The organism is Rhodococcus sp. BP-160, from assembly GCF_019836205.1.
GTDB lineage: Bacteria > Actinomycetota > Actinomycetes > Mycobacteriales > Mycobacteriaceae > Rhodococcoides.
The window spans coordinates 218,479-244,796 of sequence record NZ_JABUEK010000001.1 but is presented as its reverse complement, the minus strand read 5'-3'; the positions used below and the strand labels follow the sequence as shown (position 1 = coordinate 244,796).

The 26,318-nt window shown below is 69.9% G+C and carries 24 protein-coding genes; 5 read left to right on the top strand and 19 right to left on the bottom strand.

Annotation, left to right across the window (positions count from 1 at the left end; translation table 11 throughout):
* The first annotated feature begins 25 nt into the window (after positions 1–25).
* Complete coding sequence (locus HQ306_RS01105) at positions 26–490, top strand: Lrp/AsnC family transcriptional regulator (protein ID WP_027503691.1); 465 nt, start codon at positions 26–28, stop codon at positions 488–490.
* Here HQ306_RS01105 and HQ306_RS01100 read toward each other — a convergent pair.
* The 3 genes from HQ306_RS01100 to HQ306_RS01090 are packed head-to-tail and all read right to left on the bottom strand — an operon-like array spanning position 478 to position 5,391.
* Complete coding sequence (locus tag HQ306_RS01100) at positions 478–3,180, bottom strand: molybdopterin-dependent oxidoreductase (protein WP_222627172.1); 2,703 nt, start codon at positions 3,178–3,180, stop codon at positions 478–480. The genes HQ306_RS01105 and HQ306_RS01100 overlap by 13 nt on opposite strands.
* Positions 3,177–3,989: a xanthine dehydrogenase family protein subunit M gene (locus HQ306_RS01095; protein WP_222627170.1), complete on the bottom strand. Its 813-nt coding sequence runs from the start codon at positions 3,987–3,989 to the stop codon at positions 3,177–3,179. The genes HQ306_RS01100 and HQ306_RS01095 overlap by 4 nt, the downstream gene beginning before the upstream one ends.
* A 4-nt stretch (positions 3,990–3,993) precedes the next feature.
* Complete coding sequence (locus HQ306_RS01090) at positions 3,994–5,391, bottom strand: 8-oxoguanine deaminase (protein WP_308115400.1); 1,398 nt, start codon at positions 5,389–5,391, stop codon at positions 3,994–3,996.
* Between the two features lie 113 nt (positions 5,392–5,504).
* Here HQ306_RS01090 and HQ306_RS01085 point away from each other — a divergent pair, with 113 nt between their 5' ends.
* Positions 5,505–7,058: a PucR family transcriptional regulator gene (locus HQ306_RS01085; RefSeq protein WP_222627168.1), complete on the top strand. Its 1,554-nt coding sequence runs from the start codon at positions 5,505–5,507 to the stop codon at positions 7,056–7,058.
* On the opposite strand, the gene pucL is transcribed toward HQ306_RS01085, so the two are convergent.
* From pucL to HQ306_RS01065, 4 genes are read right to left on the bottom strand one after another with little or no spacing between them, the layout of a single operon-like run.
* A complete protein-coding gene (gene pucL, locus HQ306_RS01080; protein WP_222627166.1) occupies positions 7,040–7,960 on the bottom strand; it encodes a factor-independent urate hydroxylase in 921 nt (306 codons plus the stop codon). The genes HQ306_RS01085 and pucL overlap by 19 nt on opposite strands.
* 4 nt (positions 7,961–7,964) lie before the next feature.
* The gene (gene uraH / locus HQ306_RS01075; RefSeq protein ID WP_027503685.1) at positions 7,965–8,288 is read right to left on the bottom strand and encodes a hydroxyisourate hydrolase; all 324 of its coding nucleotides are present in this window, start codon (positions 8,286–8,288) and stop codon (positions 7,965–7,967) included.
* A complete protein-coding gene (uraD, locus tag HQ306_RS01070) occupies positions 8,285–8,794 on the bottom strand; it encodes a 2-oxo-4-hydroxy-4-carboxy-5-ureidoimidazoline decarboxylase (protein WP_222628525.1) in 510 nt (169 codons plus the stop codon). The genes uraH and uraD overlap by 4 nt, the downstream gene beginning before the upstream one ends.
* 30 nt (positions 8,795–8,824) lie before the next feature.
* The gene (locus HQ306_RS01065) at positions 8,825–10,729 is read right to left on the bottom strand and encodes a solute carrier family 23 protein (protein ID WP_222627164.1); all 1,905 of its coding nucleotides are present in this window, start codon (positions 10,727–10,729) and stop codon (positions 8,825–8,827) included.
* Positions 10,730–10,931: 202 nt separating this feature from the next.
* Between HQ306_RS01065 and HQ306_RS01060 the strand changes: the two genes are divergently transcribed.
* The 3 genes from HQ306_RS01060 to HQ306_RS01050 all read left to right on the top strand — a co-directional run bounded on the left by HQ306_RS01060 (position 10,932) and on the right by HQ306_RS01050 (position 12,811).
* Entirely contained in the window at positions 10,932–11,573 is a 642-nt protein-coding gene (locus tag HQ306_RS01060) for a pyridoxamine 5'-phosphate oxidase family protein (RefSeq protein WP_222627162.1), read from the top strand.
* 143 nt (positions 11,574–11,716) lie between these two features.
* Entirely contained in the window at positions 11,717–12,256 is a 540-nt protein-coding gene (locus tag HQ306_RS01055) for an NTP transferase domain-containing protein (RefSeq protein ID WP_222627160.1), read from the top strand.
* 42 nt (positions 12,257–12,298) lie between these two features.
* Positions 12,299–12,811 carry a class I SAM-dependent methyltransferase gene (locus HQ306_RS01050; protein WP_222627158.1) on the top strand — a complete coding sequence of 171 codons (513 nt, stop codon included), beginning with the start codon at positions 12,299–12,301 and terminating at the stop codon, positions 12,809–12,811.
* On the opposite strand, the gene HQ306_RS01045 is transcribed toward HQ306_RS01050, so the two are convergent.
* The 12 genes from HQ306_RS01045 to HQ306_RS00990 all read right to left on the bottom strand — a co-directional run bounded on the left by HQ306_RS01045 (position 12,790) and on the right by HQ306_RS00990 (position 25,965).
* Entirely contained in the window at positions 12,790–13,515 is a 726-nt protein-coding gene (locus HQ306_RS01045; RefSeq protein WP_222627156.1) for a haloacid dehalogenase type II, read from the bottom strand. The genes HQ306_RS01050 and HQ306_RS01045 overlap by 22 nt on opposite strands.
* Positions 13,516–13,630: 115 nt before the next feature.
* Positions 13,631–15,424 carry an acetyl/propionyl/methylcrotonyl-CoA carboxylase subunit alpha gene (locus HQ306_RS01040; protein WP_056447728.1) on the bottom strand — a complete coding sequence of 598 codons (1,794 nt, stop codon included), beginning with the start codon at positions 15,422–15,424 and terminating at the stop codon, positions 13,631–13,633.
* An 89-nt stretch (positions 15,425–15,513) separates the two neighbouring features.
* A complete protein-coding gene (locus HQ306_RS01035; protein ID WP_222627154.1) occupies positions 15,514–16,971 on the bottom strand; it encodes a condensation domain-containing protein in 1,458 nt (485 codons plus the stop codon).
* Between the two features lie 102 nt (positions 16,972–17,073).
* Positions 17,074–17,493, bottom strand: a complete 420-nt coding sequence (locus HQ306_RS01030) for a SufE family protein (RefSeq protein WP_037186768.1) — start codon at positions 17,491–17,493, stop codon at positions 17,074–17,076.
* Positions 17,490–18,377: a sulfurtransferase gene (locus tag HQ306_RS01025; RefSeq protein ID WP_222627152.1), complete on the bottom strand. Its 888-nt coding sequence runs from the start codon at positions 18,375–18,377 to the stop codon at positions 17,490–17,492. Before HQ306_RS01025 ends, HQ306_RS01030 begins: the two co-directional genes overlap by 4 nt.
* An 82-nt stretch (positions 18,378–18,459) precedes the next feature.
* The gene (locus tag HQ306_RS01020) at positions 18,460–19,140 is read right to left on the bottom strand and encodes a nucleoside triphosphate pyrophosphatase (protein WP_056447730.1); all 681 of its coding nucleotides are present in this window, start codon (positions 19,138–19,140) and stop codon (positions 18,460–18,462) included.
* Positions 19,137–19,394 (bottom strand): acyl-CoA carboxylase subunit epsilon, encoded by a 258-nt coding sequence (locus HQ306_RS01015; protein ID WP_027506905.1) that lies wholly within the window; start codon positions 19,392–19,394, stop codon positions 19,137–19,139. Before HQ306_RS01015 ends, HQ306_RS01020 begins: the two co-directional genes overlap by 4 nt.
* A 36-nt stretch (positions 19,395–19,430) precedes the next feature.
* The gene (locus tag HQ306_RS01010) at positions 19,431–20,819 is read right to left on the bottom strand and encodes a condensation domain-containing protein (protein WP_222627150.1); all 1,389 of its coding nucleotides are present in this window, start codon (positions 20,817–20,819) and stop codon (positions 19,431–19,433) included.
* Complete coding sequence (locus HQ306_RS01005) at positions 20,810–22,240, bottom strand: condensation domain-containing protein (protein ID WP_222627148.1); 1,431 nt, start codon at positions 22,238–22,240, stop codon at positions 20,810–20,812. The genes HQ306_RS01010 and HQ306_RS01005 overlap by 10 nt, the downstream gene beginning before the upstream one ends.
* Entirely contained in the window at positions 22,237–23,697 is a 1,461-nt protein-coding gene (locus HQ306_RS01000; RefSeq protein WP_222627146.1) for a condensation domain-containing protein, read from the bottom strand. Before HQ306_RS01000 ends, HQ306_RS01005 begins: the two co-directional genes overlap by 4 nt.
* 58 nt (positions 23,698–23,755) lie before the next feature.
* Positions 23,756–24,631 (bottom strand): glycosyltransferase family 2 protein, encoded by an 876-nt coding sequence (locus HQ306_RS00995; RefSeq protein WP_056447737.1) that lies wholly within the window; start codon positions 24,629–24,631, stop codon positions 23,756–23,758.
* Positions 24,628–25,965: a glycosyltransferase gene (locus HQ306_RS00990; RefSeq protein ID WP_222627144.1), complete on the bottom strand. Its 1,338-nt coding sequence runs from the start codon at positions 25,963–25,965 to the stop codon at positions 24,628–24,630. The genes HQ306_RS00995 and HQ306_RS00990 overlap by 4 nt, the downstream gene beginning before the upstream one ends.
* Positions 25,966–26,318 lie beyond the last annotated feature (353 nt).

Here is a 26,318-nt window from a genome sequence, read left to right as displayed (position 1 = left end):
ATCGGGACGTGGCAGGGTAGCGCCCATGACCGGTGCACGAGGCAAGTCCGTCCGCTCGGACGATCTGGACGCCACCGATCGCGTGCTGGTGGAGGAACTGATCACCGACGGCCGCGCGACTCTCGCTCACCTCGCGGAGCGGGCGGGCCTCTCGGTCTCGGCCGTACAGTCACGAGTGCGCAGGCTCGAGTCGTCCGGGGTGATCCTCGGATACACCGCGCGCGTCGATCGGGAGGCCATCGGCCAGCCACTGTCGGCGTTCGTGGCCATCACCCCCTTGGATCCGACGGCGCCCGACGACGCGCCCGCGCGTCTGCGGCCGCTGCCCGAGGTGCAGGCGTGCCATTCCGTGGCGGGGGAGGACAGCTATGTGCTGCTGGTCCGCGTCGCGTCACCGCGGGATCTCGAGCGACTCCTGCAGCAGATCCGGACCACTGCCAACGTGCAGACCCGCAGTACCATCATTCTGCAGACCTTCTACGACTCCTGATCGCGCTGCAGCATTCTCCAGACGCGGTCAGCCGACATCGGCAGTGCGTGCGGCCGTACGCCGACGGCGTCCGTGACGGCATTGGCCAACGCCGGTGCGACGGGGTTGTACGGAGACTCGCTCATCGACTTGGCACCCAGCGGCCCGAGCGCGTCATAGGTGTCCGCGAACAACACTCGGGTCGTCGGAACGTCGGCGAGTTGCGGGATGTGGTAATTCCGTAGCGACGCTGTGGTCACGTGCCCCGTCTCGTCGAGCCTCATCTCCTCGTACAGTGCCGCGCCCAGCGCCTGCGCCACACCACCTTCCACCTGCCCACGGCACTGCACCGGATTCATCACCGTGCCGGCGTCGACGGCCTGCACGGAGTCCAGGATCGCGACGCGGCCGCTCCCGGGGTCGACCGCGACCCGAAACCCGTGGACGTTGAACACCACCGAGCGAGGCGATCCGCCGTGGTACCCGTCCGCCGCCAACGGTCCGTCGTGGGCCGCGACGATCTCGTCGAGGGAGCACAGTGCGCCGTCCACCGTGACGCCCTCCGGACCGAGCACGCCCTGCGTCGGCAGCGATCCGGTCAGGCTCGATGCGGCACCGATGATGCGCTCGCGCAACGACTCCGCGGCGAGTGCGACAGCCTTGCCGGCGACCACCGTGCCCGCCGACCCGAAGGCGCCCGTGTCGTGGGAGGTGACGTCGGTGTCCGACTGTGCGATCTCGATGCGGTCGACGGTCGTGTTCAGGATCGACGCCGCGATCTGACCGTGCACCGTCGTGGTGCCGTTACCGAACTCGGCGGTGCCGACGCGCACCAGGTAGCGCGCTCCGGGCAGAGCGGTGATCGACGCGTCGGAGACGTGGCCGCGCGGCGGCACGGTGGCATTCATGCCGATGGCCACGCCGACGCCCACCTGCCATCCGTCGGGCGCCGGCGATCCGGGCTCGGTGAGTGCCTCGTCCACGAGATCGAGGCACTGGTCGAGTCCGTAACTGCCGAACAAGAGGTCGCCGTCGAGGACGTGCGCGGCGACGAACGGATCACCCGGCACGACGACGTTGCGACGCCGAAACTCGATCGGATCGATGTGCAATCGGTGCGCCAACTCGTCGAGCGCCGACTCGACGGCGAAACCGGTCTGCCCGACGCCGTATCCGCGGAACGCGCCGGACGGAATCGTGTTCGTGTACACCGCTCTCGCCTCGACGCGCTTGGCCGCGCAGCGGTAGAGGGCGATCGAGTCGGTGGAATGGTGCAGCACACCGGGACTGTGGTTGCCGTAGGCGCCGGCATCGCTCAGCACGTCGAGGGTCAGCGCGGTGAGCGTGCCGTCGGCCGTGGCGGCTGCGGTGACCGACACCTCCATGGGATGCCGACAGGGCGCGACGGTGAACTGGTCGGCACGGGAGAACTCGAGCTGTACCGGTCGACGCACCGTCAGAGCGGCGAGCGTCACGAGATCCTCGGTGAGCATCTCCTGTTTGGCGCCGAACCCGCCACCGACCCGCGTCGTGAACACCCGCACGGTGTCGGGATCGAGGTCGAAGATGTGACACAGCTCGTCCCGTACGAGGAACGGGACCTGCGAGCTCGTGCGGACGGTCAGGCGCCCGTCGTCGGCGAACCAGGCGATCGCACCGTGCGTCTCGAGGTGAGTGTGCTGCACGCGGGCGGTGCGCCACGTTCCGGTCACCACGGCGTCCGCGGCCGCCAGGCCCGCCTGGACGTCGCCGGTCGTACCGCTCACCTCGGCCACGACGTTGCGCTCGACGTCCGCGATCCTGGCCTCGGTACCCTTGCCGGCGTGGACGATCGGGGCTCCCGGTGCGAGCGCGTCCGCGGGATGCAGCACGGCGGGCAGCACCTCGTACTCGACGACGAGGCGCCCTCTGCCCTCCTCCGCGGCGGCCACCGACTCGGCGATCACCGCCGCCACCCGCTGCCCGACGTAGCGGAGCTCGCGATCCAGAACGAGTGTGTCGTCGGGATCGTCGTCCCGTGACTCGTGGCGTGCGGTGGAGAAGGCGACGGGCGGCGCGTCCTCGTGGGTGAGCACCGCGACCACGCCCTCGACGGCCAGCGCGGCCGACGTGTCGATCGAGACGATGCGCGCACGGGCGTGGGGGCTCCCCAGCACCGACAGATGCAGCAGACCCGGCATCGCGACGTCGAGCGTGTAGGGCTCCGTTCCCGTGACGACGCGAGCGCTGGCCGGTGCGGCGACGGAGCGTCCGCACGCCGGTCCCTCGGTGGACTTCTCGATGGTGCGCACACCCGTGACCGCGTCGGTGATCGCCCGATACCCGGTGCAGCGACACAGGTTTCCCTTGAGCGAGGTGTCCAGATCCTCGGTCTGCTCGTCGGTGAGGGCGGCGGCGGTGACGATCATGCCGGCCGTGCAGAAACCGCACTGGAATCCGGCGGCGTCGACAAATCGCTGCTGCATCGGATGCAGGTCGTCCGGCGTGCCCAGCCCGGCCACCGTGGTGACCTCCCGACCGTCGGCGCGGTAGGCCGGAACGATGCACGACTGGACGGCGGCACCGTCCAGCAGCACCGAGCACGCGCCGCAGTCGCCCGCGTCGCACCCCTTCTTCACCTCGAAGCGTCCGACGTCGCGCAGGGCCGTGCGCAGGCACTGGCCCGGTCGCGGGGACATCTCCACGGTCTCCCCGTTGACTCCCACTCTCATGACAGCTCCTCGCAGATCTGCTGTGCCAGCACGCCGCTCACGTGGCGTCGCCAGTCCGGTGCTCCGTGCACGTCGTCGTACCACTGGTCGGCGGGTATCGCGGCGTTCAGCAGCGCGGCCACGTCCTCGGCGTGCGGCACTGCCTCGAGTCGCAGCTGGTGTGGGCGGCGCGTCGACGCGGTGACGGTGAGGACGCACGATCCGTCGGCGTCCCGGCGACCGATCACGACGGCGCCGGAGCGCCCGCGAGGTGCCAAGGACATTCTGCGGCAGGCGAATCGGGAGCGCAGAACGGCGTCGTCGATCTCGATGCTGCGTATCACCTCGCCCGGTGCGAGCGACGTGCGCTGGGGTCCGGTGACCAGCGCGGCGACGGGCACGCGCCGTTCGTGACCGTCGGGGGTCCAGATCACCGCGACGCCGTCGAGCGCCGAACAGAGCGAGGTCATGGATCCCGCGGGAAGTCCGAGGGCGATGTTCCCACCGACCGTGGCGAACTGCTGCACCTTGAACGACGCGAGCAACGCGTCGGAGCAGAGGGCCACTAGCGACTCGAGGTCCGGCCACCGCGGCGGCCACGACATCCGACGCAGCGTGTCCACGGTGCACGTCGCGGCGATCTCCAGCCCCTCACCGACGACGACGGGTTCCCAGCCGAGGTCCGTCAGATCGACCAGTCGGTGCACCCCCACCTGCGGTTCCGAGAAGACCCACGTCCCACCTGCCACCACGGCCGTGCCGCCGTCGATGACCGAGAGATCGCCCCGCGTACGAGCCCGGACGACCTCGCGCACGGTGTTCAGGTCCACGGAATCACCGCCCGGCCTTCGTGAGCAGCGCCGTGTGCGCCGCCGCCACGTCCCGGGCCACTGTCTCCTCGTCGACGGTCATGACCACCCCGTTCTCGACCACCACCCGCCCGTGCACGAGGAGCCGTTCGAGGGGCGGCCGGTCGCCCAGTACCAACGCGGCGACGGGGTCGGTGATGCCGGCGTGGGCGGCGCCGTCGATGCGCCACAGCGCCAGATCGGCGAGCTTCCCCACCTCCAGCGAGCCGATCTCGTTCTCGCGTCCGAGGACTCGGGCACCGCCGAGTGTCGCGAGGTCGAGGCTCTCGCGCACGGTCATGGCGCGGGGTCCGCCGCGCGCCCGTGCGAACAGTGCCGCGTGGTGCGCCTCCTCGAGCATGCTGCAGGACTCGTTGCTGCCGGCACCGTCGACGCCGAGCCCCAGGGGAACCCGCGCGTCGATCAGATCGCGCGCTCGGGCGATACCGGCGCCCAGCCGCGCGTTGGACGTGGGGCAGTGGGCCGCCCCGGTTCCGGTGGCCGCCATGGTCGCGATCGCGGCGTCGTCGAGATGCACGGCGTGCGCGTACCAGACGTCGTCGCCGACCCAGCCGACCGATTCCATGTGCTGCACGGGCGTCATGCCGAAGTTGCTGCGGCAGAACTCCTCCTCGTCCAGGGTCTCGGCGAGGTGTGTGTGCAACCGGACGCCCAGCTCGCGCGCCAGCATCGCCGATTCGCGGAGGAGGTCGCCGGTGACGGAGAACGGCGAGCACGGTGCGAGAGCGATGCGCAGCATCGATCCGAAGGACGGGTCGTGCCAGCGGTCGACCGCGGCGCTGCTCGCGGCCAGGATCGCATCGAGCGACTCCACGACGCTGTCCGGCGGCAGACCACCCTGACTGTGTCCCAGGTCCATCGATCCGCGCGTCGGGTGGAACCGCAGACCGACCGTCCTCGCGGCGTCGATCTCTGCGCCCAACACGTCGCCGCCGTCGTGGGGGAAGACGTAGAGGTGGTCGGTGGTGGTGGTGCATCCGGTCGCGGCCAACCGAGCGAGCCCACCCGTCGCCGCGACGCGGACCGAGTCGGCGTCGATGCCGGCCCACACGGGATACAGCGTCGTCAACCACTCGAAGAGCGTCGAGTCCGCGGCCAGACCGCGGGTGATCCACTGATAGAGATGGTGGTGCGTGTTCACGAGGCCGGGAGTCAGGACGCAACCGCGGCCGTCGATGACGGTGACCTCCGGACCGTCGGGACGCGGCGGCGGTGTCCCGTCGCCGAGCGCCGCGATGAGCCCGTCCTCGATCAGGACCCAGCCCGCCGCCCACTCGGAGCGGGCGGGATCCACGGTGATCACGTGGGCGCCCGTGATGAGAATGCGGTCCGGCACGTCGTACTCCTGTCCTCGCTGTGTCACCGAGTCAACACCGTGTCGGCCACCCGCGCAGGGCGCGCGCCGACGAAACGTGGCCGAAACGAGCGCCGCCTACTGTCGGATCCTCCAACGACGATGCGGGCGGGTGAACGGGTGTGCTGATCCAGGACGTGCTCGACGTACCGGAACTCGCGCTGCGGCGCCTCGTCGGCACCGACGACCAACTCGGTCGGACCGTGCGGTGGGCCTTCGCGACCGATCTGCCGGACCCGTCGCGCTACATCGTGGGCGGCGAGCTGGTCGTCACCGGCATGGTGTGGCGCCGCGCGCCGGAGGACAGCGATGCCTTCGTGGGGTCGGTCGTCGCGGCGGGCGCGGTGGCGCTCGCGGCGGGCGACGAAGTGTTCGGTTCCGTCCCCGACGACGTGGTGCGTGCGTGCGAGAAGTACTCGCTACCGCTGCTCGCGGTGCCGTCGGCGGTCGCGTTCGCGGACGTCATCGATGCCGTCACCAGCCGGGTGACCGGCGATCGGGTGGCGCGGCTCTCCGCCAGTCTGGCCCGCCAGCACCGATTGCTCACCGCGGTCACCGACGGACGCGCGCTCGCGGACCTCACGCACGAGACGGCGCGGGACACGGGCGTGACCTGCCGGATCATCACCGCGGTGGGCCGGCCCGTGGTGTCCGCCGAGCCGTTGGCCACGGAGGTGGTGGATGCTCTCGTACGGGCTGCGGCGCAGGGTGTTCCGTGCCGCGTGGTCACCGAGAACACGGTGCGGTCCGTGCTGCCCGTCGGATCGAGTTTCGGTCACCGTGCGACTGCGTGGTACCTCGTCGTGGACGGTGACCACGAGTGCATGGACGGGCAGGTTCTCGATGCGCTCGGTCAGCTGGCGAGCATCGCGGCCCTCGATCGCGTGCGCGTCGACGACGGCGCGCGGGTGCTGCGCACCATTGCCGACCGCGCGGCCGAACTCCTCGTCGACGGATCCGGAGAGCAGGCGCTGGAACGCATTCGACAGATCGGGGTTGGCGTGACAGGAGACGTCGTGGCCCTGGCCGCGACGTCCGACCTGCCGATCGAGGTCCTGGCCGCGGTGCTCACCGACGCGGTGCGGGAATCGGTCGACGGTGCGGTGAGTGTGGGAGTCACCGGCGGGGACCTCGTGATCGGCGTCGTCGGGCTACCTCCCGGTCGGACGTCCACCCGCATGGCCGCCGATCTCGCCCTTGCACTGCGGCGACTCGAGGACACCGTGAGCGGACGGATCGCCGTGGGCGTGGGTACGGCGGTGGAGGCCGCGGCCCTCGTCGGATGTGTGCGGTCGGCACAGCATGCGCGTGAGGTGGCGGCGGCATCGGCCGACCGGATCGCCGTGCGGACCAGCGCGGACACCGGGTCGGCCGCCGTCCTGCTCTCGGTGGTGCCGGACGGACTGCGCGCTGCCTATGCCCGGCGGGTGCTCGGCGCGGTACTCGACCACGACAGCCGCACCGACGCGGGACTGCTGGACACGCTGCGGGCGTACCTGCACCACGACGGTTCCTGGAGTCGCACGGCGGACGCCCTTCACGTGCACGTCAACACGGTGCGGTACCGCATCGGACGGGTGGAGGCGCTGACGGACCGAGACCTGGGGACGACGGAGGACCGCACCGACGTCTTCGTCGCGTTGGCCGTGCTCGGGCCTCAGCCGACGACGCTGTAACCCCGCCAGGCGGATCCCGCGTCGGGGGCGTCCTCGCGTTCGACGGTCGCCTGGATGAGCCCGTAGGGACGGTCGTCGGCGTGGAAGACCTCGCCGTTGTTCTCGACGCCGAAACGGTCGAGGTCGTACAGGAAGTGATGCTTGTTCGGTGCGCTCATCCGGATCTCCGCGATGAACGGGAATGCCTCCAGCGCAGCGCGTCCCATCGCGAAGAGTGTCTGTTGCAACGCGAGCGACTGGAGTGTGGCGAACTGCTCGATCATCACTGCCTTGACGCCGGCGTACACCTCGTCCCAGTCGACGTCGGTAGTGGTGTAGCGCCACCGGGCCTCGAGCGAGGTGGCCATGACGCGGTCATGAGTCGGGGCGAGCACGGTGTAGGAGTCCTCGAGGAAGCCGGCGAACTCGGAGCCCGTCGACTTCAGGATGATCAGATCCTTGAAACCCGCGGTGACCCAGGTCTTCTGCTCCGCTCCGGAGCCGCCCACGGTGACCGAGGCGACCCGCGTCTCCTGGCCCTTGCGCACCCACGTGTGATCGTGGGGGCGGCCGTCCACGGTGACACGCTCCCACGCGTACTCCTCGAGTTCGACCCGCGCCTCCGTCACCGGCTCGACGTCGTCGACGAAATGCCGTGCCAGATCCAGGCCGTACGACTCGAGATGCAGCAGGCCCTTCTCCTTCGCGTAGGCGTACGCGGTCTGCTTCTGGGTGTCCGTCGGCAGGACCGCGCCCTGGTCACCGACGAGATGGGCGGCGGAGAAGTCGCCCCGCAGTGCCGAGGACACGGAGATGTCCCGGATCTCGTGGCGGGCGGTGTCGCGGTAGATGCGCACCACTCGGTTCTCGGCCTTGCCGTACTGGTTGGCTCCCAGGACGATGTTCCCGGTCAGATCGGTCATGGGGTCAACTTCCTCGATAGGTGGAGTACGCGAACGGGGACAGCAGCAGCGGAACATGGTGGTGCGCATCGACATCGAGGACGGTGAAGGTGATGGACACCTCGGGGTAGAAGGTCTGCGTCCCGGACTGCTCGAAGTACGCGGCGGTGTCGAACACGAGAGTGTAGACACCGGCAACGGCGTCGTCCGGGAGCAGTTCCTTGGCGCGTCCCTCCTCGTCGGTGATGCCGGTGGTGACCACGTCGCCGTGCTCGTCGACCACCGCGAGACCCACCCCTGTCGCCGGTGTCCCGTGCACCGCGTCGAGGACGTGGGTGCTGACGCTCACTGTTCGGTCCGCTCGGTCAGCATGCGGGTCAACCTGATTCGATTGATCTTCGCCAGTTCAGTTCTCATCACGCGCCTCTCCGTCTCTCGATCGTTGTCGAGCCTCTCGGTGAGGATAGCGAGAAGCTCCGTCGCAGGGCGGCCCGTCGCACACACCAGGTAGACGTGGCCGAACTTCTCCTCGTAGGTCCGATTCCCCGCCGCGAGCGCGTCCTTGACGCCCTGGTCCGCCTCGCTCACGGCCGCTTGCTCGCGCTGTGACGACGAGCCGGCGGTCACCGAGGCACCGATACGTGGATGACCGTCGAGTGCGCGGTCGATCTCCGTCTCGGACAGTTCCTCCAACTCGCTGTCGGCGCGTTCCAGGAGGGCCTCGGCGCTGTCGAAGGGGCGACCGACGGCCACCCGGCGCGCCCAGATGGACGACGAGCAGCACTCGAACAAGGCGTGCATCGCGGCGCGATCGGACAGCCGATTGAATCCGTCGAGCCCGAGTGCTTCGTGCAGGAACACGAGCGTTCCCTTCTGTGGTGGGGATCAGGACAGGTCGTTCAGTCTGCCGAAACGCGCCGCGGCGATGGGATTCGCATCGGCGACCAGGTGGTCGAACCGGTGGTTCGCGATCTTCGCGACCTCGATCATGGCGAACGACCGCTCCGCACCCGGTGAGTTCTCCATCCGCGACCACCCGTTGGCGAGCACCCGGTCGTAGTGCTCGGTCTCGGCCGCGCAGATGACGAGGGGGAAGCCGAAGTGATCGCGGTAGGCGGTAGCGAGGTCGACAACCGAGCGATGCTCCTCGTCGCCGAGGTGCGCGAGCGAGACGTGGTCCTTGGCGAACGCCTCACCCGTGTCGTCCTCGCTGCCCAGATCGGGGAAGGCGCTGATCAGCTCGACCTGCTCCTCCGTGGTGCCTGCGAGCAGGGAATCCTGGAATGCCTCCCGCAGTGCATGAGCATCCGCGTAGGGCCGCTGCTCGTACGCGCGACGCACCACCCAGTCCGATCCCTGCACCACGTCGCCGAACGTCGTCGAGAACTCGTCGAGGCTCATCTCGTTGACGGCGTCGAGGGTGATCGAGTCGCCGGGGGAGCCCGCCACCGTCGCCCCGCGCGAGCCGCCCACGTGGAAGAACAGGATGTTGAGGACGATCGCGGTGAACGCACCCAGCACGATGCCGCTCGAGAACAGCAGCTCGAGCCAGCTCGGGACACCCTCCGAGACGGTCGGCTGGATCGTGACCAGCAGGGCCAGACCGAGACTCGTCGCGACGATGATGAGGTTGCGGTGGTCGGTGAAGTCCACCTTGGACAGGGTCTGGATGCCCACGACCGCCACGGTGGCGAAGAGCGCCAACGCGGCGCCGCCCAGGACGGGTGACGGAATGGACGCGACCACCGCCGCCGTCTTCGGCAGCAGGCCCAGGACGATCATGATGACACCCGCGGCAGCAATCACCCACCGGCTGCGCACGCGAGTCAGGCGCACCAGGCCCACGTTCTCCGAGAACGCCGTGTACGGGAACGAGTTGAAGGAGCCGCCGATCACGGTGGCCACGCCGTCGGCACGCAGGGTGGCGGCGATGTCGTCCTTCGTGATCCGCTTGCCGACGATCTCACCCGTCGCGAAGACGCTGCCCGTCGACTCGACCGCCGTGATCATCAGGACCACGATCATCGAGATGATGGCGATGACACTGAACTTGGGCGCGCCGAACAGGAACGGCTGCGTGAACCCTACCCACGACGCCTCGGAGACACCGTCGAACGTCATGTCGCCCAACACGTACGCGGTGGCGCTGCCGATGACGAGTCCCAGCAGCACGGCGATGGTGGCGGTGAAGCCGCGGAAGAATCGTTGGATCAGCACGATGATCACCAGGGTGCCGATCGCGTAGGCCATCCAGCGACCGTTCGTCGGATCCTGCTCGTGCGTCGCAGGATTGGTGACGGCGTCGTTGACGGCCACCGGCAGCAGCGCGATACCGATGATGGCGATGACCGTTCCGGTCACCACCGGCGGGAAGAACCTCAGCAGCCTGCTGAACCAGGGGGCGATGAGAAACGTGAAGAGGCCCGCCACGATGACGGCGCCGTACACGTACAGCAGGCCCTCGGTCCCGCCGCCGTTCGCCATCGCGATCGCGATGACCGGGCTGACACCGGCGAAGGTGACGCCCTGCAGGAGCGGCAGCTTCACACCGATCTTCCGGAAGCCGACCGCCTGGATGATCGAGGCGATGCCACACGTGAAGAGGTCGGCGTTGATCAGGTGGATCAACTGCTCGTTGGTGAGGCCGATGGCCCCACCGATGATGATCGGGACCAGCACCGCCCCGGCGTAGAAGGCGACGACGTGCTGGAACCCGTAGGCCGCCAGCTTGTGGGCGGGGAGAACCTCGTCGACGGGGTGACGCCGCGTGACGGCGGAGCGAACAGTCATGAGTGGACCTGGTTCCAGGCGAGGGCCGAAAAGGCCTGAGGCGGTGCCCTGCGACGGTGCAGGGCGGCGAGTGACCGGAGTGCGGTGCGATCAGACTCCGCCATGCGGGGCCACCCCGCCAGTCGAGACCGCACAAAGTCGGGGCACCGGTCCGCGCTGGTCGTTGGGTGATCCGCCAACAGGTGGTGAAGAGTGAGGCGCGATGAGCAACCACTATCACCACCTGGTGTTCGGACCCTCGGCGCTGGCGCGGCAGCGCGCGAAGGGCAGCTACACGGCCTACGGTGCGCAGACGGAACGCGGCGACGACGGACCCGAGGAACTCGACGGCCGCGAGAAGGTGATCATCCGCGCCGCGGACCAGTTCTACCTGTCGACGGTCACCGAGACCGGATGGCCCTACGTCCAGTACCGCAGCGGGCCGGCCGGGTTCCTGCAGGTGCTCGACGACCGCACACTCGCGTTCGCCGACTTCGCCGGGAACAACCAGTACGTGACGGCCGGCAATCTCGACGCGAACGACCGCGTGGCGCTGATCGTCGTGGACTATCCGCGGCGCCAGCGCGTGAAGATCTACGGCCGCGCGACGGTGGTCGAGGGGAGCGCGGACCCGGCCTTGATGGAGCAACTCCGGCAGGTACCCGGCGGCACCGTCGAGTCGCGGTGCGAGCGCAGCGTCGTGATCTCCGTCGAGGCGATCGACTGGAACTGCACCCGCAGCATCATCCCGCGCTACGACCAGGACTACGTGAGCAGGATGGGGGCGCTCTACGAGCGTGACGCTGCGGCGCGGGAGAAGGTGCTGCTCGACCGCATCGCCGAACTCGAGGCGCGGCTGGAGTAGGGAGCGGGGGGGGTGCGCGGGGTGTTCCACTCGCGGGCGCTGGGGGCGGGTTCCCGCGAGTGGGCGCCGAAAGTGGGACGTGGCGCCCGGGAGGTGCTCGGCGCGCACTGGCGCCGGGGACGCAGCCCGTGCAGGGTGGTCGCATGACGACGGTCGGCGTGGTGCTCGCGGCGGGTGCGGGCACCCGGTACGGCGCCCCCAAGATCCTGGCGCACGACGGGCTCTGGTTGGACCTGGCGGTGCGGGCGCTGCGCGATGGCGGGTGCGACGGGGTCCTGGTCGTCGTGGGTGCCGCGGCGCCGGAGATGCCTCCCGGCGCGCAGGCCGTGGTGAACGACGAGTGGCGCACCGGCATGGGCAGCTCGGTGCGGGTGGGCCTGCAGGCATGTGAGACGACCGACGCCGACCTCGCGGTGCTGCACCTGGTGGACACCCCCGACATCGGCGCCGAGGTGGTGGGGCGGGTTCTCGACCATGCCGCGAGCACTGGAATCGCGCGGGCCACCTTCGATGACACTCCCGGTCACCCCGTGGTGCTCGCGCGCCGGTGGTGGGCGGAGGTCGCGGAGGCGGCGACGGGGGATCAGGGCGCCCGCACCTTCCTCCGCGGCAACCCCGACGTGATCACCGTCGAGTGCGGGGACCTCGCGACGGGTCGCGATCACGACCGCCCGAGCCCCTGACGATTACGCCGAGGCCCGGCTGGGCACAGGACAGTCATGCCGATGAGTTCGTCCGAAGGTAAGTCCTGGACCCGCGACCGTGTCCACGCCCTGGGGTCCGAGCGACCCGTCTCCGTGCTCGACATCGGACCGGGGGTGGGGACCTACGCGAAACTTCTTGCAGGGCCGCAGCTCTCCCGCATCACCGGTGTCGAGATCTGGGAGCCGTACGTGGAGACCTACCGCCTCCACGAGTACTACGACGAGATCATCCTCGGTGACGCGCGCAAGGTGGATCTGCCGACGGCGGACGTGGTGATCATCGGCGACGTGGCGGAGCACATGACCGAGGCCGACGCGGTGGCGCTGTGGGCCAAGTGCTGTGCGGTCGCGACGCGGGCGGCGTACCTGTCGATCCCGATCGTCCACTACCCGCAGCACGAGATCGAGGGCAATCCGCACGAGATCCACGTCGACGAGGACTGGAATCACGAGCGCGTGCTGTCCTCCTTCGAGGGCATCAGCGCCTGGGAACTCGGGTCCGAGGTCGGCGTCTACGAACGACTGCTCGCCTGACCGGACCGGAGAAGCCTGCCCAGTTCCTCGAGGTCGTCGACGACGAACTCCCAGTCGTCGGTGGGTTCGGACTCGGTCTGCTGCGGTCCGTGCTCGTGCGGGCGGCGCACGAAGGCGGTCTGTAGTCCGCACCCACGGGCGGCGGCGAGATCATCGTTGTGTGTCGCGACCATCAGGCACTGGCCGGGAGCGAGATCGAGCAACTCCGCCGTCCGCAGATACGACTCGGGAGTCGGCTTGTAGGCCTGCACCACCTCCGCGCCGAGCACCGCGTCCCAGGGGATGCCGGCACGCTTGGCCATGTCGAGGAGCAACGACACGTTGCCGTTGGACAGGGGTGCCACGATGACGGACTCGCGGACGGCTGCGATACCGGCGACCGAGTCCGGCCACGGCGGCAACCGGTGCCACGCCAGAGTCAGATCGTCGACCGCCTCGGTGGGGAGCACGTACTCCGCCAGCAGTTCCACGAGACTCTCGCGGTGCAGCGCGTCGAGCTTGGTGAAGGGGCGCTCACCGGTCCGGATCGGTTGCATCGAGGGCTGGTACCTCGCACGCCACCGGTCCGCGAAGTCGCCCGGATCGATGTCGTCGCGTTCGGGGGCGTACTCCTCCAGCCAGCGCCGCACCTCCTCGGCGATACCCCCGCGCCAGTCGACGACGGTGCCGAACACGTCGAAGAGAGCGGCCCGGACCTCTGTCACGACGCGTGCCCGTACGAGCCGGGAGACGGGAACGCCCGCCCTCGTCGATCGGTTCTCACGTGCGGACTGTCGTCGGCCATGAGAGGAGCGTAACGGGGGCGGGCGTCCGGCCGGCTCACTTCAGTTCTGCGAGAACAGTTCCCTGGGTGATAGCGGAGCCGGGCTCCACGGCGAGTCCGGTGACGACGCCGTCCTTGTGGGCGGTGACGGGGTTCTCCATCTTCATGGCCTCGAGGACGGCGATGAGGTCTCCGGCGACGACTTCCTGGCCTTCGGTGACGGCGACCTTGACGACGGTGCCCTGCATGGGTGCGGTGACGGCGTCACCGGACGCGGCTGCGCCGCCGGCGCCGCCGCGGGTGCGCGCCTTGGGCTTGCGACGAATGACGTTGCCACCGGCAGCAGCGTTGCCGCCGAGCGAGAACTGGCCGGGCAGGGACACCTCGACACGGCGCCCACCGACCTCGACGACGACGTTCTGTCGAGGTCCGTTCTCGTCGTCCTCGATGGGGGCGCCGGCGGTGAACGGTTCGACGGTGTTGTCCCACTCGGTCTCGATCCACCGGGTGTGAACGTCGAAGGACTGACCGTCGCCGATGAAGGCGGGGTCGGAGACGACGGCGCGGTGGAACGGGATGACGGTGGCGAGGCCCTCGACGCGGAACTCGGCGAGGGCGCGGCGGGAGCGGGCGAGAGCTTCCTCGCGGGTGGCGCCGGTGACGATGAGCTTGGCGAGCATGGAGTCGAACTGGCCGCCGATGACGGAGCCGGACTCGACACCGGAGTCGACGCGCACGCCGGGGCCCTCGGGGGCGATGAAGGTGGTGACCGGTCCGGGGGCGGGGAGGAAGCCGCGGCCGGCGTCCTCACCGTTGATGCGGAACTCGAAGGAGTGTCCGCGCGGTGCCGGGTCCTCGGTGATGGAGAGTTCGTCGCCGTTGGCGATGCGGAACTGCTGCAGCACCAGGTCGATGCCGGAGGTCTCCTCGGTGACGGGGTGTTCGACCTGCAGGCGGGTGTTGACCTCGAGGAAGGAGACGAGTCCGTCCTGGCCGACGAGGTATTCGACGGTGCCGGCGCCGTAGTAGCCGGCTTCCTTGCAGATGGCCTTGGCGGAGGCGTGGATCTCGGCGCGCTGGTCGTCGGTGAGGAACGGTGCGGGGGCTTCCTCGACGAGCTTCTGGAAGCGGCGCTGCAGGGAGCAGTCGCGGGTGCCGGCGACGACGACGTTGCCGTGCTGGTCGGCGATGACCTGTGCTTCGACGTGGCGGGGCTTGTCGAGGTAGCGCTCGACGAAGCACTCACCGCGGCCGAAGGCGGAGACCGCTTCGCGGGTGGCGGAGTCGAAGAGCTCCGGAATCTCCTCGCGGGTGCGGGCGACCTTCATGCCGCGTCCGCCGCCGCCGAAGGCGGCCTTGATGGCGATGGGGAGGCCGTGCTCGTCGGCGAAGGCGAGGATCTCGTCGGCGTCCTTGACGGGCTCGGACGTACCGGGCACGGAGGGGGCCTTGGCGCGGGTGGCGATGTGGCGGGCGGTGACCTTGTCGCCGAGGTCGCGGATGGACTGCGGGGACGGTCCGATCCAGATCAGGCCGGCGTCGAGGACGGCCTGGGCGAAGTCGGCGTTCTCGGAGAGGAAGCCGTAGCCGGGGTGGATCGCGTCGGCGCCGGACTTGGCGGCGGCGTCGATGATCTTGTCGATCGCGAGGTAGGACTCGGCGGAGGTCTGACCGCCGAGGGCGAAGGCTTCGTCGGCGAGGCGGACGAAGGGCGCGTCGGCGTCGGGTTCGGCGTAGACCGCGACGGAGGTGTAGCCGGCGTCGGCCGCTGCGCGGATCACACGTACCGCTATCTCACCGCGGTTCGCGACGAGAACCTTGCTGATGCGGGCAGTGGCGTGGCTGGGCACGAAGCCTCCTGTGAGGTCGGGTGGGCCGTCGCGTGGTGTCGCTCCGGCGGATGAGCACGGGCCTTCGCCCGCGCCATCGGTTGGTCATCCTAGTTTCGGAGTGTAGGGGTGAGCTCACTCCGGGCCCGCACGAGGTGTGTCCCGGTGGTCACGACGTCGCTGAGCACGGTCCGCAGTTCTGCCACGAACCGGTGGACGGCAGCGGTGGCGACCTCGCTGCTGGGGAACCGGGCCGAGATGTTGACGCCCTGCGGAGTGCGATGCACCCACAGGTAGACGTCGTGGTCGTACTTCCTGCTCCGCAGTGCGCGCGCGTTGACGTCGGGCCACGTCCGCGCGTCGGGTGCGAAGCGCACGTCCATGAAGGAGACGACGAAACGCGGGGTGTCGTGCAGGTCGATCGCCTCGGCGACGAGATCGAGGGGGACGCGCGAGATCGGACGAGTGCGTGCGATCTCGGCTCCGGCGCGCACGACGACGTCTCCGAACGACTCGCCGTCCGCGACGTCGAACGCGAGGGGAGCCACGCCGACGAACCAGCCGAGGGACGCGGCCCACGACGGGTCGTGACGGGTGTGCATCGGGGTGACAGTGCGGAAGCGCCCGGCACCGGACACGGCAGCCGCCGCAGCGCCCATCGAGGCCATGAGGCCGGCGGAGAAGCCCGGACCGGCGCGGCGGCACGCCACGGTGAACGCGTCCGCCTCCTCGGGCGAGAGGACCCACGCGGACAGTCCGGCCTGCGGGATCGGCACCTCCGGAACGGGTCCGATGTCGAGCGGGAAGGACGGGAATCGTCCCCCGTCCTCGGCGAGGAAGTTCGCCCACTCCACGGCGGCGTCGTGCGTCCGGTCGACCCCGCTGCAGAGGGTGCGCTCGAGTTCGCCGAAATCGAGGTAACTGCCGGTGGGGAAGAGACCTGCCGGGGCGCCGGTGGTCTCCTGCTCGTAGAGGCGGGTGAGTTCGTGCGCGATGAGCACGATGGACAGCCCGTCGATGATCGAGTGATCGGCGGCGAAGAACACGGTGAAGTGGTCCGGTGCCGCGTCGCCGCCGGAGTGCCCGGTGGGTTCGAGAGTGACGAACGCGTACGACGGCCACACCAGCGGCGACGTGTACTCGTCGAACAGGTGCTGAAGATGCTCGTACACCTCGCCGGCCTGCGTGCACGCGTCCTGCTGGATGACCCAGATGTCGGTGGCACCGACCGGGGCCGTCACGCGTGAGAGCAGGCCCGTGTCGGGGTCGACGGTGGCGTTGGACCGCATGCCCTCGTGCCGGTCGATCCACGCCAGCACCGCGCACCGGAACGCGGCGGTGTCGAGCGGGCCCGCGATGTCGAACGCGGTGCCGAGCCACGACTCGCGACCGGCGGACGGCCTGGCCAGGGTGCGACGCAGGTGCGCCTCGTGCACGTAGGAGGTGGGCCGATCGTCGGGCAGCCACCCCGCGTCCTCCGGCGTCGATGCGTGCGGACCGACACTCGGGATCCATTCGGTGAGGGTGCCTGCCGGAATCGGGTAGTCGACCAGTTCGGTGAACTCCACGATTCGGCTGTCCTTCCACACCGGCGCGACGCCCCGTCCGGACGCCGCTCTCGGTACCTCAGTCTACCGCCGAGAGCGACATTGTCCGAACAAAGCGGCGAGTCAGGACCGCAGGTGCTGTTTGACGCGGCTGAGCATCGCCGACATCCCGCGCAGCCGTAGCGGACTCACGGCCGCCGCGAGTCCCAGCTCGGTGTAGAAGTCGTCCGGGACGTCGAGGATGTCGTCGGCGGGAAGACCGTCGAGCCCCTGCGCCAGGATCGACGCGAAGCCGCGCGTGGTCGGTGCCTCCGGCGGGGCGCTGAAGTACAGGCGCACCGCAGACCGGTCGGACGAGTCCACCGACAGGAACAGCGGTGACTGGCACTCCGGGACGGGCTCCATCGCGGCCTGCTCGAGACCTGCGGGCAAGGCCGGCAGCTCCTTGCTGAACTCGAGCAGCATCGTGATCTTGTCCTGGCCCTCGACGGCCGCGAAGTCGTCGACGATCTCGGCCAGCGGCGCGGGCAGTGTTCCGCTCATTGCAGGGCTCCGGGCTCCTCGCCGCGCGCGATCGGTGTGCGCACGGCGTTGCCCCACTCGGTCCAGGAACCGTCGTAGTTCCGGACGTTCTCGTAGCCGAGCAGATGCGTCAGCACGAACCACGTGTGCGACGACCGCTCGCCGATGCGGCAGTACGCGATGACGTCGGCGTCGGAGGACACGTCCCCGTAGACCTCGTCGAGCTCGGTGCGGGACTTGAACCGGCCGTCGGGTGCCGCGGCCTTCGCCCACGGGATGCTCAGCGCTGTCGGGATGTGTCCACCGCGCAGCGCGCCCTCGTCGGGGTAGTCGGGCATGTGGGTGCGCTCGCCGGTGTACTCGGCGGGGGACCGCACATCGACCAGCGGGCCGGATCCGAGGTGTGCGAGGACGTCGTCCTTGAACGCACGGATGGCGGCGTCGTCGCGCTCGACGACGGGGTAGTCCGCCCCGGAGATGTCGGGGACGTCGAGTGTGGTGTCGCGGTTCTCGGCGAGCCAGGCGTCGCGTCCACCGTCCAGCAGGCGCACGTCCTCGTGGCCGAACAGGGTGAAGACCCACAGCGCGTACGCGGCCCACCAGTTGCTCTTGTCGCCGTAGATGACGACGGTGTCGTCGCGCGAGATGCCCTTGCGGTTCATCAGGTCGGCGAACTTCTCGCCGTCGACGTAGTCGCGCGTGACGGGGTCGTTCAGGTCGAGATGCCAGTCGATTTTGACCGCGCCGGGGATGTGGCCGACGTCGTAGAGGAGCACGTCCTCGTCGGACTCGACGACCTTGAGTCCGGGTGTGCCGATGTTGGCGGAGAGCCACTGCGTCGTGACGAGTCGTTCGGGGTGCGCGAACGACGCGAAGGCGGGGTGGGGATCTGGCGCGACGGACACGTGCGTCTCCTGAGGTTGTCAGACGGGGGGTCGAACTGATTGTGCGTGACCACACGATCCTAGGGCGCGCGTCGGGACGGCGTCAGACGCTGGTGTCGTCGATCCCGTCACGATGCGCCGCGGCGCTCTCCCAGAGATCGGCGATGCCGACACCCACCTCGGCGAGCAACCGGCGTACCAGCGGCAGCCCGATACCGATGACGGACGACGGGTCACCCTCGATGCCGTCGACGAACCAGCCACCGAGACCGTCGAGGGTGAACGCGCCCGCGACGGCGAGTGGCTCGCCCGAGCGAAGGTAAGCCTCGAGGTCCCGCTCGGTAGGCGAGGAGAAGTGCACCGTGGTCCCGCAGTGGGCCGCGCCGCGTGCGGTCACCCGGCCGTCGTCGAGCCGTAGGACGCAGTGACCGGTGAGCAGGTCACCGCTCGCACCGGCCATCGCCGCCCAGCGTTCGCGAGCGACGGCGACGTCTCGTGGTTTGCCCACGAGGTCGCCGCCGATCGACAGCATGGAGTCGCAGCCCACGACGACGACGGTGCCGGTCGACAGCTCCGGATCGTGGGCGAGAGCCTCTGCGATCACGGCCGCCTTGGCCGCGGCCAGCTCGGTGACCACCACCTCGTGCGGGGAGTCGGAGGGCAGTGCTGCGGCGACCGCGTCCTCGTCGACGTCCGAGACCCGGACGATCGGATCCACCCCGGCTGCCCGCAACACGGCCAGGCGGGCGGGCGAGCGGGACGCGAGTACGAACCGGACCGTCACCGCGGTCCGGTGACCCCGGTGGTGAACGAGTAGGGCGAGAAGGCCGTGCCCGCGCGGTGCATGGTGGACGGGCGACCCCAGTGATCGAGCACGGGGATCTCGGTCGGCCCGGCGTCGGCCGTGGCGGCGGACAGGACGGCCACGAGGGCGGCGATCTCCTCGTCGGTCGGGTTGCCCGACTCGACGCGCAGGAAGGGCGCCGAGGGAGCGGTCTCGTCCGTACCGGACTCGGTCCGGTCGTCGGCTGATGTCACGAAGCGTCTCCTCCAGATGCAGGTGTTCCCCGAACTCTAGGGGACGGTGACCGGCGCGTCGGCCGCGGTCCGGGTGTCCACCGCGAACCGTAGGGCGGCCTCGCACGGCTGGGCGACGAGTGCGAGGTGGTCCGTGACGGCGGCCACGAAGGCCTCGATCGTGGTGCGGGCGGTCGGGTTGTCGGGGAACCGGCTCCGCAGGGCGAGACCGTCCGCGGTGCGGGAGATCCAGAACTGCGCGTCGTCGGAGACGGTGACGTTGGAGATGTGGTGGGCGTCGATGCTGCGCAGCAGGTCGTGTCCGGGGGCCGACCGGTAGTCGACGTAGGACACCATGAAGACGTCCTTGCGCGGGCGCCGGAGTCCGCCCGCGGCCTCGACCACGCGGGCGATGGGCACCTCGCCCAGCGCGACCGCGCGTCGCACCGCCGGACCGGTCGAGCGGATCGTGGCCCTCAGGTCGCTCTCGGTGACGACCTCGAGCGGCGCGTTGGTGACGAACCAGCCGACGGACGACCGCCACGCCGCGGATCGACGGGTGTGCAGCGGGAACAGCAGGGGAACCGTGGCGCCACCACCGAGGTCGCGTACCGCGTGCGCCATGGCCGCGAGCACACCGGCGTAGAGGCTGGCCCCGTCGGCCCGGCACCCGGTCTCGGCCGCGTCGGCCTCCCGTGCGGTGAGCAGGGTGTCGACGCGGACCGCACAGCGGTCCGTGCGCCCGTGCGGGACTCCGAGATCGAGAGGGAACTGCGGCGGAGCGCCGGCGCCCGCGTGCAGGAAGTCGACCCACGTGCGGAGCCGGTCGTCCTCGAGGTCGATCGGCGTGCCCGCGGACTCGGCTGCGCAGTAGTCGACGAAGTCACCCGGATCCGGCGCGGTCTCCGGCTCGCCGAGATAGCCCCGACGGACGTCGTCGATGACGACCGCCAGCGAATACGCGTCGACGTGCGCGTGATCGAACCCGCACACCACCGTGGAGACGTCCGGACGATCGATGGCGAGGAAGGTGTAGGCCGGTGCGGAGAAGGGAGCGCACGCGGCGTCGAGCGCGCCGCGCACGACGCGGTGTGCCTCCGGGACGGACGGGACCGCGATGTCCGGTCGTCGTCGGAGGGTGAGCGCACCCTGCGGATGGTTCACGCGTGACGGACCGGAGTCGGACCGCACGAACCCGGTCCGGAGCGAACCGTGGCGTGCGACCAACCGCTCGAGAGAACGCTCCAGGGCATCGGTGTCCAGCGGCCCCGGGACGTCGAACGATGCTGCGAGCCACGTGCTGCCGTCGTCGATGTCGGCGAGGTGCGCACTCTGGTTGAACGACGGCGGGACCGTCGACGGGACGGGTTCGGCGTCGGAACGCACGAGCCACTGCAGGACGACGCCGGGGCGCGGGGCCCAGGCGTCCACTCCGATCACGTGCACGCGCCACCACCGACGACGCGGTTCCCGTCCCGCGCGACCGTCTGCAGGACCTCCCGCAGGTGCTGGTGGTATCGCGCCACCTGCCGCTGCGCCTCGGGCGTCGCGGGAGTCTGCGACCCGAGATAGAAGTGGCGATCGTCCCGGTTGAACCACATGGACGCGTTCGCGGTGCGGCCCTCGCCGGTGAACAGGATCGCGTCGTCGTCGGCCTCGGAGCCGTGGCCGGGGAACCAGCGGAAATCGATGTAGGACAACAGGTGCGGGCTCGATCCCAGTCCGGCGCCGCCGACACCGGACTCGAAGAGCAGCTGCAGCACCTTCCCGATCGGCGCTGCCGCGGTGGCCTTCGTGCGGGCGTAGGCCTCGCTCGCCCGACCGACGAGGGTGCGGAAGTCGCCGGCGCCCGCCACGGGGAACGTCACGGGCGCGAAATTGCAGAACCAGCCCTGGGACAGGGCGAAGTCCCCGAGGTGGCGGGTACCGAGCACGGTGATGCCGGCGTAGTCGTCGCGGCCCGCGAGCTCGTGATCGGTGATCGCGACCGCGGCGAACAGGCCCGTGACGAACTTCCCACCCGCCTCCCGGCACGCGGCGTCGAAGGCCGCGGTGTCGTCCGCGCCCAGCAGGTCCATCTCGATCGGTTCGACGGGAGCGGTCTCACCCGGTGCGAGTCCGAGGTCGAGCGGGAAGGACGGCATCGCGCCGCCGTGGGCTCGCACGACGTCGATCCACTCGGCCAGCTCGGGGGAGTCGGCGTCGACGGCCTCGGCCTTCTCGTTCTCGATCGCGACGTGCTCGAGGAAGCTCCCGGTCCACGCCGAGATGTCGGTGGGTGCACGGTTCGACTGCGCCGCGCGATAGAGATCGATCAGCTCCGCCAGGACCAGGACTTGCGAGGCGCCGTCGGAGAACGCGTGGTCCGCTCCGTAGTAGAGCGTGAATCCCCCCGGTCGCGCCACCGCCCCGAACGCCACGGCGGGCCAACTCAGGGGTGTGGCGTCCCGCGAGAGCCGATCGCGCACGTAGTCGAGGAACTGGTCGGGCGCCGAGCACTCGCCCGCGGAGACGGCCCGCAGGCGCGCGGCCGCCGGGGGAACGCGGCGCCGCACGACCGCGGCGCCGTCCGTCTCGAACCACGTCTGCAGTCCCTCGTGGCGCAGGAGGAACTGCTCGAAGGCGAGGGTCAACGCGGCGACGTCGAGATCTCCGGCGACCTCGGTCGCGGAGCCGAGGTACGCGGTGTGCGTGCCTCCCCGGTCCGCCACCGCGCGCACACCGCGAACATGGTTCTCCTGCAGGAACGACGGCGGGGTGGGATCGACCGGTGCGGACTCGACGAGCGGCCGTGCGTCGTCGACCGGATGCCACTCGAGCAGTTCGCCGGGTGCGGGTTTCCAGTTGCGCATCGCCGTGATGATCATGCGTGCACCGTCCTGTCCGCCCCGCTCTCGACGACGGCGCCGACGGACTCGCGCAACACCTCCTGGAATCGGGCGAGGTAGGCGTGCACGTTGCGGACCGCCTCCTCGTGGCCGGGGAACCGGGCCGCGATGCTGAGGCCGAGCGGCGTGCGGAGAATCCAGAAGTAGACCTCGTCGCGGGAGGCGGTGGCACTGCGGAGTGTGCGCGTGTTCCACAGCGGCCACGACTCGGCATCGGGGGTGTGACGCAGATCGAGGTAGGACACCACGAACTGCGGCACCGAGTCCACGTTCAGCAGCCGCGCGACACGGGAGTACGGCTGGCGTGCATAGCCCTTGACGGCGTCCAGGCCGGCGGCGGCGCGGCGCACGGCGTCGTCCACGTCCGAGGCGGGGTCGACGTGGACGTCGACCGGCACCACTCCCACGTACCAGCCGACCGATTCGGCGTACTGGGGCTCGAAGCGCGTGTGCATGGGCATGGTCACTCGCAGTCGGCGTTCACCCGCGAGGTCGCGGGAGGTCAGTGCCAGCGCACCGACCACGGCCGCGGTCATGGACGCACCCCGCGCGCGGGTGTGTGCGGCGAGCGCGTCGGTGTCCGCCGCACTCAACAGGTACCGGGAGAGACTGCTCTGCCGCTCGGGACCGTGCTCGTCGTCGGCGCCGACCGGGAGGGGGAACGGGGGGAAGCTGCCGTCGGAGAGGAAGGACGACCAGGTGCGGACCACCTCGTGGTCCGGGGTCAGGCAGTCACCGGTCTCCCGGTCGACGACGCTGAAGTCGAGATGACTGCCGATCGCCGCCAGCCGTGGATCGCGCGCGTGGATCTCGAACTCGTACAGCCGGCGGAGTTCGCTGACGGCCAACAGCATCGAGTACGCGTCCATGACGGAGTGGTCGGCTCCGAAGACGAGCAGGAACCGGTCCGTCTCATCGTCCTCCTCGGTCGACGAACCCGGGGCGATGTCCTCGACCGTGGCGACCACGCAGTGCGGCCACCGGAACGGCGACAGGGTGCGGGCGAAGAAGTCCGAGACGTCGGCGTGCACGTCGGATCCCGTGCGCCGACGCCCGAGTACACGCGGAACCACGTCCACCGCATCCTCCGGGACGGTGGAGCGGGCGAGACGGGCGCCGCCGTCGGCGTCGACGCCGTCCGTCGTGACCGTCGAGCGGAAGGTCTCGTGGCGAGAGGTCCAGGCGCGCAGAGCACGACGCAGCGCCTCGGCGTCGTACCGGTCGTGGATCTCGAACACCGCCCCGATCCAGGCTGCGCCGATCTCGTCCGAGGATCCCGTGGCAGCCTTGGCGAGGCTGTGACGGCAATGTTCCTCGTGCGTGTAGGCCAGTGGTCGGTCGTCCCGATACCAGCGGTCGGTCGCGGTGACGGTGGGGATCCACTCGGTCACCACGCCCCGGGGGAGCGGGTGATCGGCGAGCTCGGTGAATTCCATCTTCGGTCTCACGTCCGTTCGGGTCGAGATCGCAGGGTCGGGAAGTGGAGCGGTGCGCTCAGGGCATTCCGCGATCGGTGCGGGGGCGCAGGAGATGTCGCGCGGAGAAGGATCCGCTGTCGCTGTCGTAGGCGCGGATCATCACGAGTCGGCAGGCGTGGAGCACGGACACCCCCGGCACGTACAGCACGAGCGCTGCCGCCGCGAGCGCGTGGCGTCGATGCAGTCGTAGTGTTCGGGGGAGGCACGCCATGTAGCGGACGAATGACCGCATTCCCGATTCCATTCGGCGCGGCGACACTCCCACGGTGAGGGAGGGCAGAAAGGCGTTGCGCCCGCCCGACTCCTGGACGCAGAGCCCCATGTCGACGTCCTCGAAGACGTCGCGGCGCAGCGAGACGTCCTCGCGGATCAGCTTCCACGTCTCGCGGCGCAGAATCATGTTCGAGCCGTACAGGACCGGAACGTCGCGGACCTCCGGGGTGGACGGCGACCGCCGGGCGAGCGGTGACCACCGCGCCTTGATGCGGGCGGCCGCGTCGCCGTAGGGCAGCTCGTACGCCTCACCGCGTCCGCACGCGGCGGCCCAGTGCTGATCGACGTCGGCGGCGAAGAAGTCGAGAATCGTTGCCGCCCAGTCATCGGGCACGCGGGTGTCGGCATCGATCCGGGCGACGAGATCCCCGGACGCCGCATCCATACCGGCGTTCCGGGCGAAGACGAGACCCTGCTGCTTCTCGGTCACCACGCGGATCTCGGGGTGGTCCGTGGCATGTCGTCGCACGATGTCACGGGTGCCGTCCGCGGAGTTGTTGTCCACGACGATGATCTCGGTGATGCAGTCGAGCTGGGTGCACAGCAGGTCCAGGCACGCGCCGATGCACTCCTCCTCGTCGAATGCCGGGACGACGACGGACAGGGACAGTCGGTTCATCGGGAGGTCTCCGTTCGCGAGGCGGTCGGGTGCAGCGGGGCCGTGCGGCGCTGCGCTGCCGCCTCGACGAGGTCGGCGCACCGCCGGACCGCATCGGTGGGCGAGACGAGGGAATCCGCGAGACGCTCTGCAGCAGAACGTGTCCGTGGGTGGAGCACCCGGGCCAGAGCGGCATCGAGCGAGGCGGAGGACGCCGATCGTGCGGCGACGCTCGCGCCGACTCGCGAGGCGACGACGCGTCGTCCCCACAGGGGTTGATCGGCACCGACGTGACACACGAGGGTGGGTCGACCGGCGCGCAGACCGGCGGCGGTGGACCCGGCGCCGCCGTGGTGGACGACGGCCTCGCACTGCGGGAGCACCGCGGTGTGGTCGACGGCCGACACCGAGAGGACATCGTGCCCGAACTCGCTGGAACCGGGGGCGTTCTCGCGCAGCAGCCGGTCGTCCCAGCCGCCGACGAGCAGAACGCGTCTCCCGGCACGCCGAACGGCAGCGACGAGTTCGTCGAGAAGAGCCGCGCCGCCGGGGACCGTCATGCTGCCGAACCCGATGTACACCGGTGGTGTGCCCGCGCGGAGCCAGGAATCGAGACCGTCGGTGACCGGGGCAGCTCGCTGCACCGCGGCGCGAGTGCGGGCGTCGGGATGCAGGAAACCGGTGAGAGGTCGCGCCGGGCCCCATTCCTCCGTGAGCCCGGGGAACAGCGCCGCGTCGTACGCCTGGATTTCGGTGACGCCGGAACGCGCCAGCGCCCCAGCGACACTGGATGTCATGGGCGGAAGTCCGAGTTCTGCTCGGAGGGTGGTGTGCGCACCGCGGGAGGCGCGCCACAGTGTGGTGTCGAGCGCCCACCACGCCGCGCGGTGCACGAACCCCGGGAGGGCCGACGGTACCGGGACGACGGAGGCGACGCCGTTGCTGCGAACCGGGCAGAAGTGCAGGGGTACGTAGGGGATCGAGTGCACCTCGGCCACGTCGTACGCGCTCTCCTGACCGACGGACGACCCCACGAGGACATCGCTGCCGGCGGCCAGGTCGGTCAGCGCGGCTCGCGCGGCGCGACCTCCCGCGACGGTGACGGCCGTGACGGCTGCCAGCCGGCGGCGCGGGTTGCGCGAGGCCATGTCTCGGGTCACGAGGGGCGAGGTGAGCAGCTCCGCGGTGTCCACACCGCACGGGCGAGCATCGAGGCCGGCGGACGCGGCGAAGGCGACGAGGTTCGGCGGAACGGCGAGCACCACACGGTGTCCACGTCGTTCCAGCTCGGTGGCCAGGACGACGCCGGGCTGCACGTCGCCTCTACTTCCCTGAAATGCCAACGTGACCTGCATGTCTCACCCCCTCGAGCGTTGCTCCGCGACCCCCGCGCGCCGAGCGTCCGCAACTGATGACCTCCGCGAACTGTTCGTGGAACGACCATTGCAGACATGGTGGGACTCCGCCAATCGTGACGTCCTACGCCACACCGACACGCCAGGGTGACGAGTGTCTCGCTGTCCGAGTTGCGATCGGGCCCGTCGTGACATCCCACGCCGCTGCGCCGACCCGACCTCCTTGTTCGGCGTATTCGGCTGTCAGCCTTGACAAGTCGACTGCGGCGCTGCTTGTGACCAGCGTGCGTTCCCGACCTCGAGGTCTGTCCGTGGTCCAGTTCTCGGATCGGCACCACGACATGCCGTCCCGT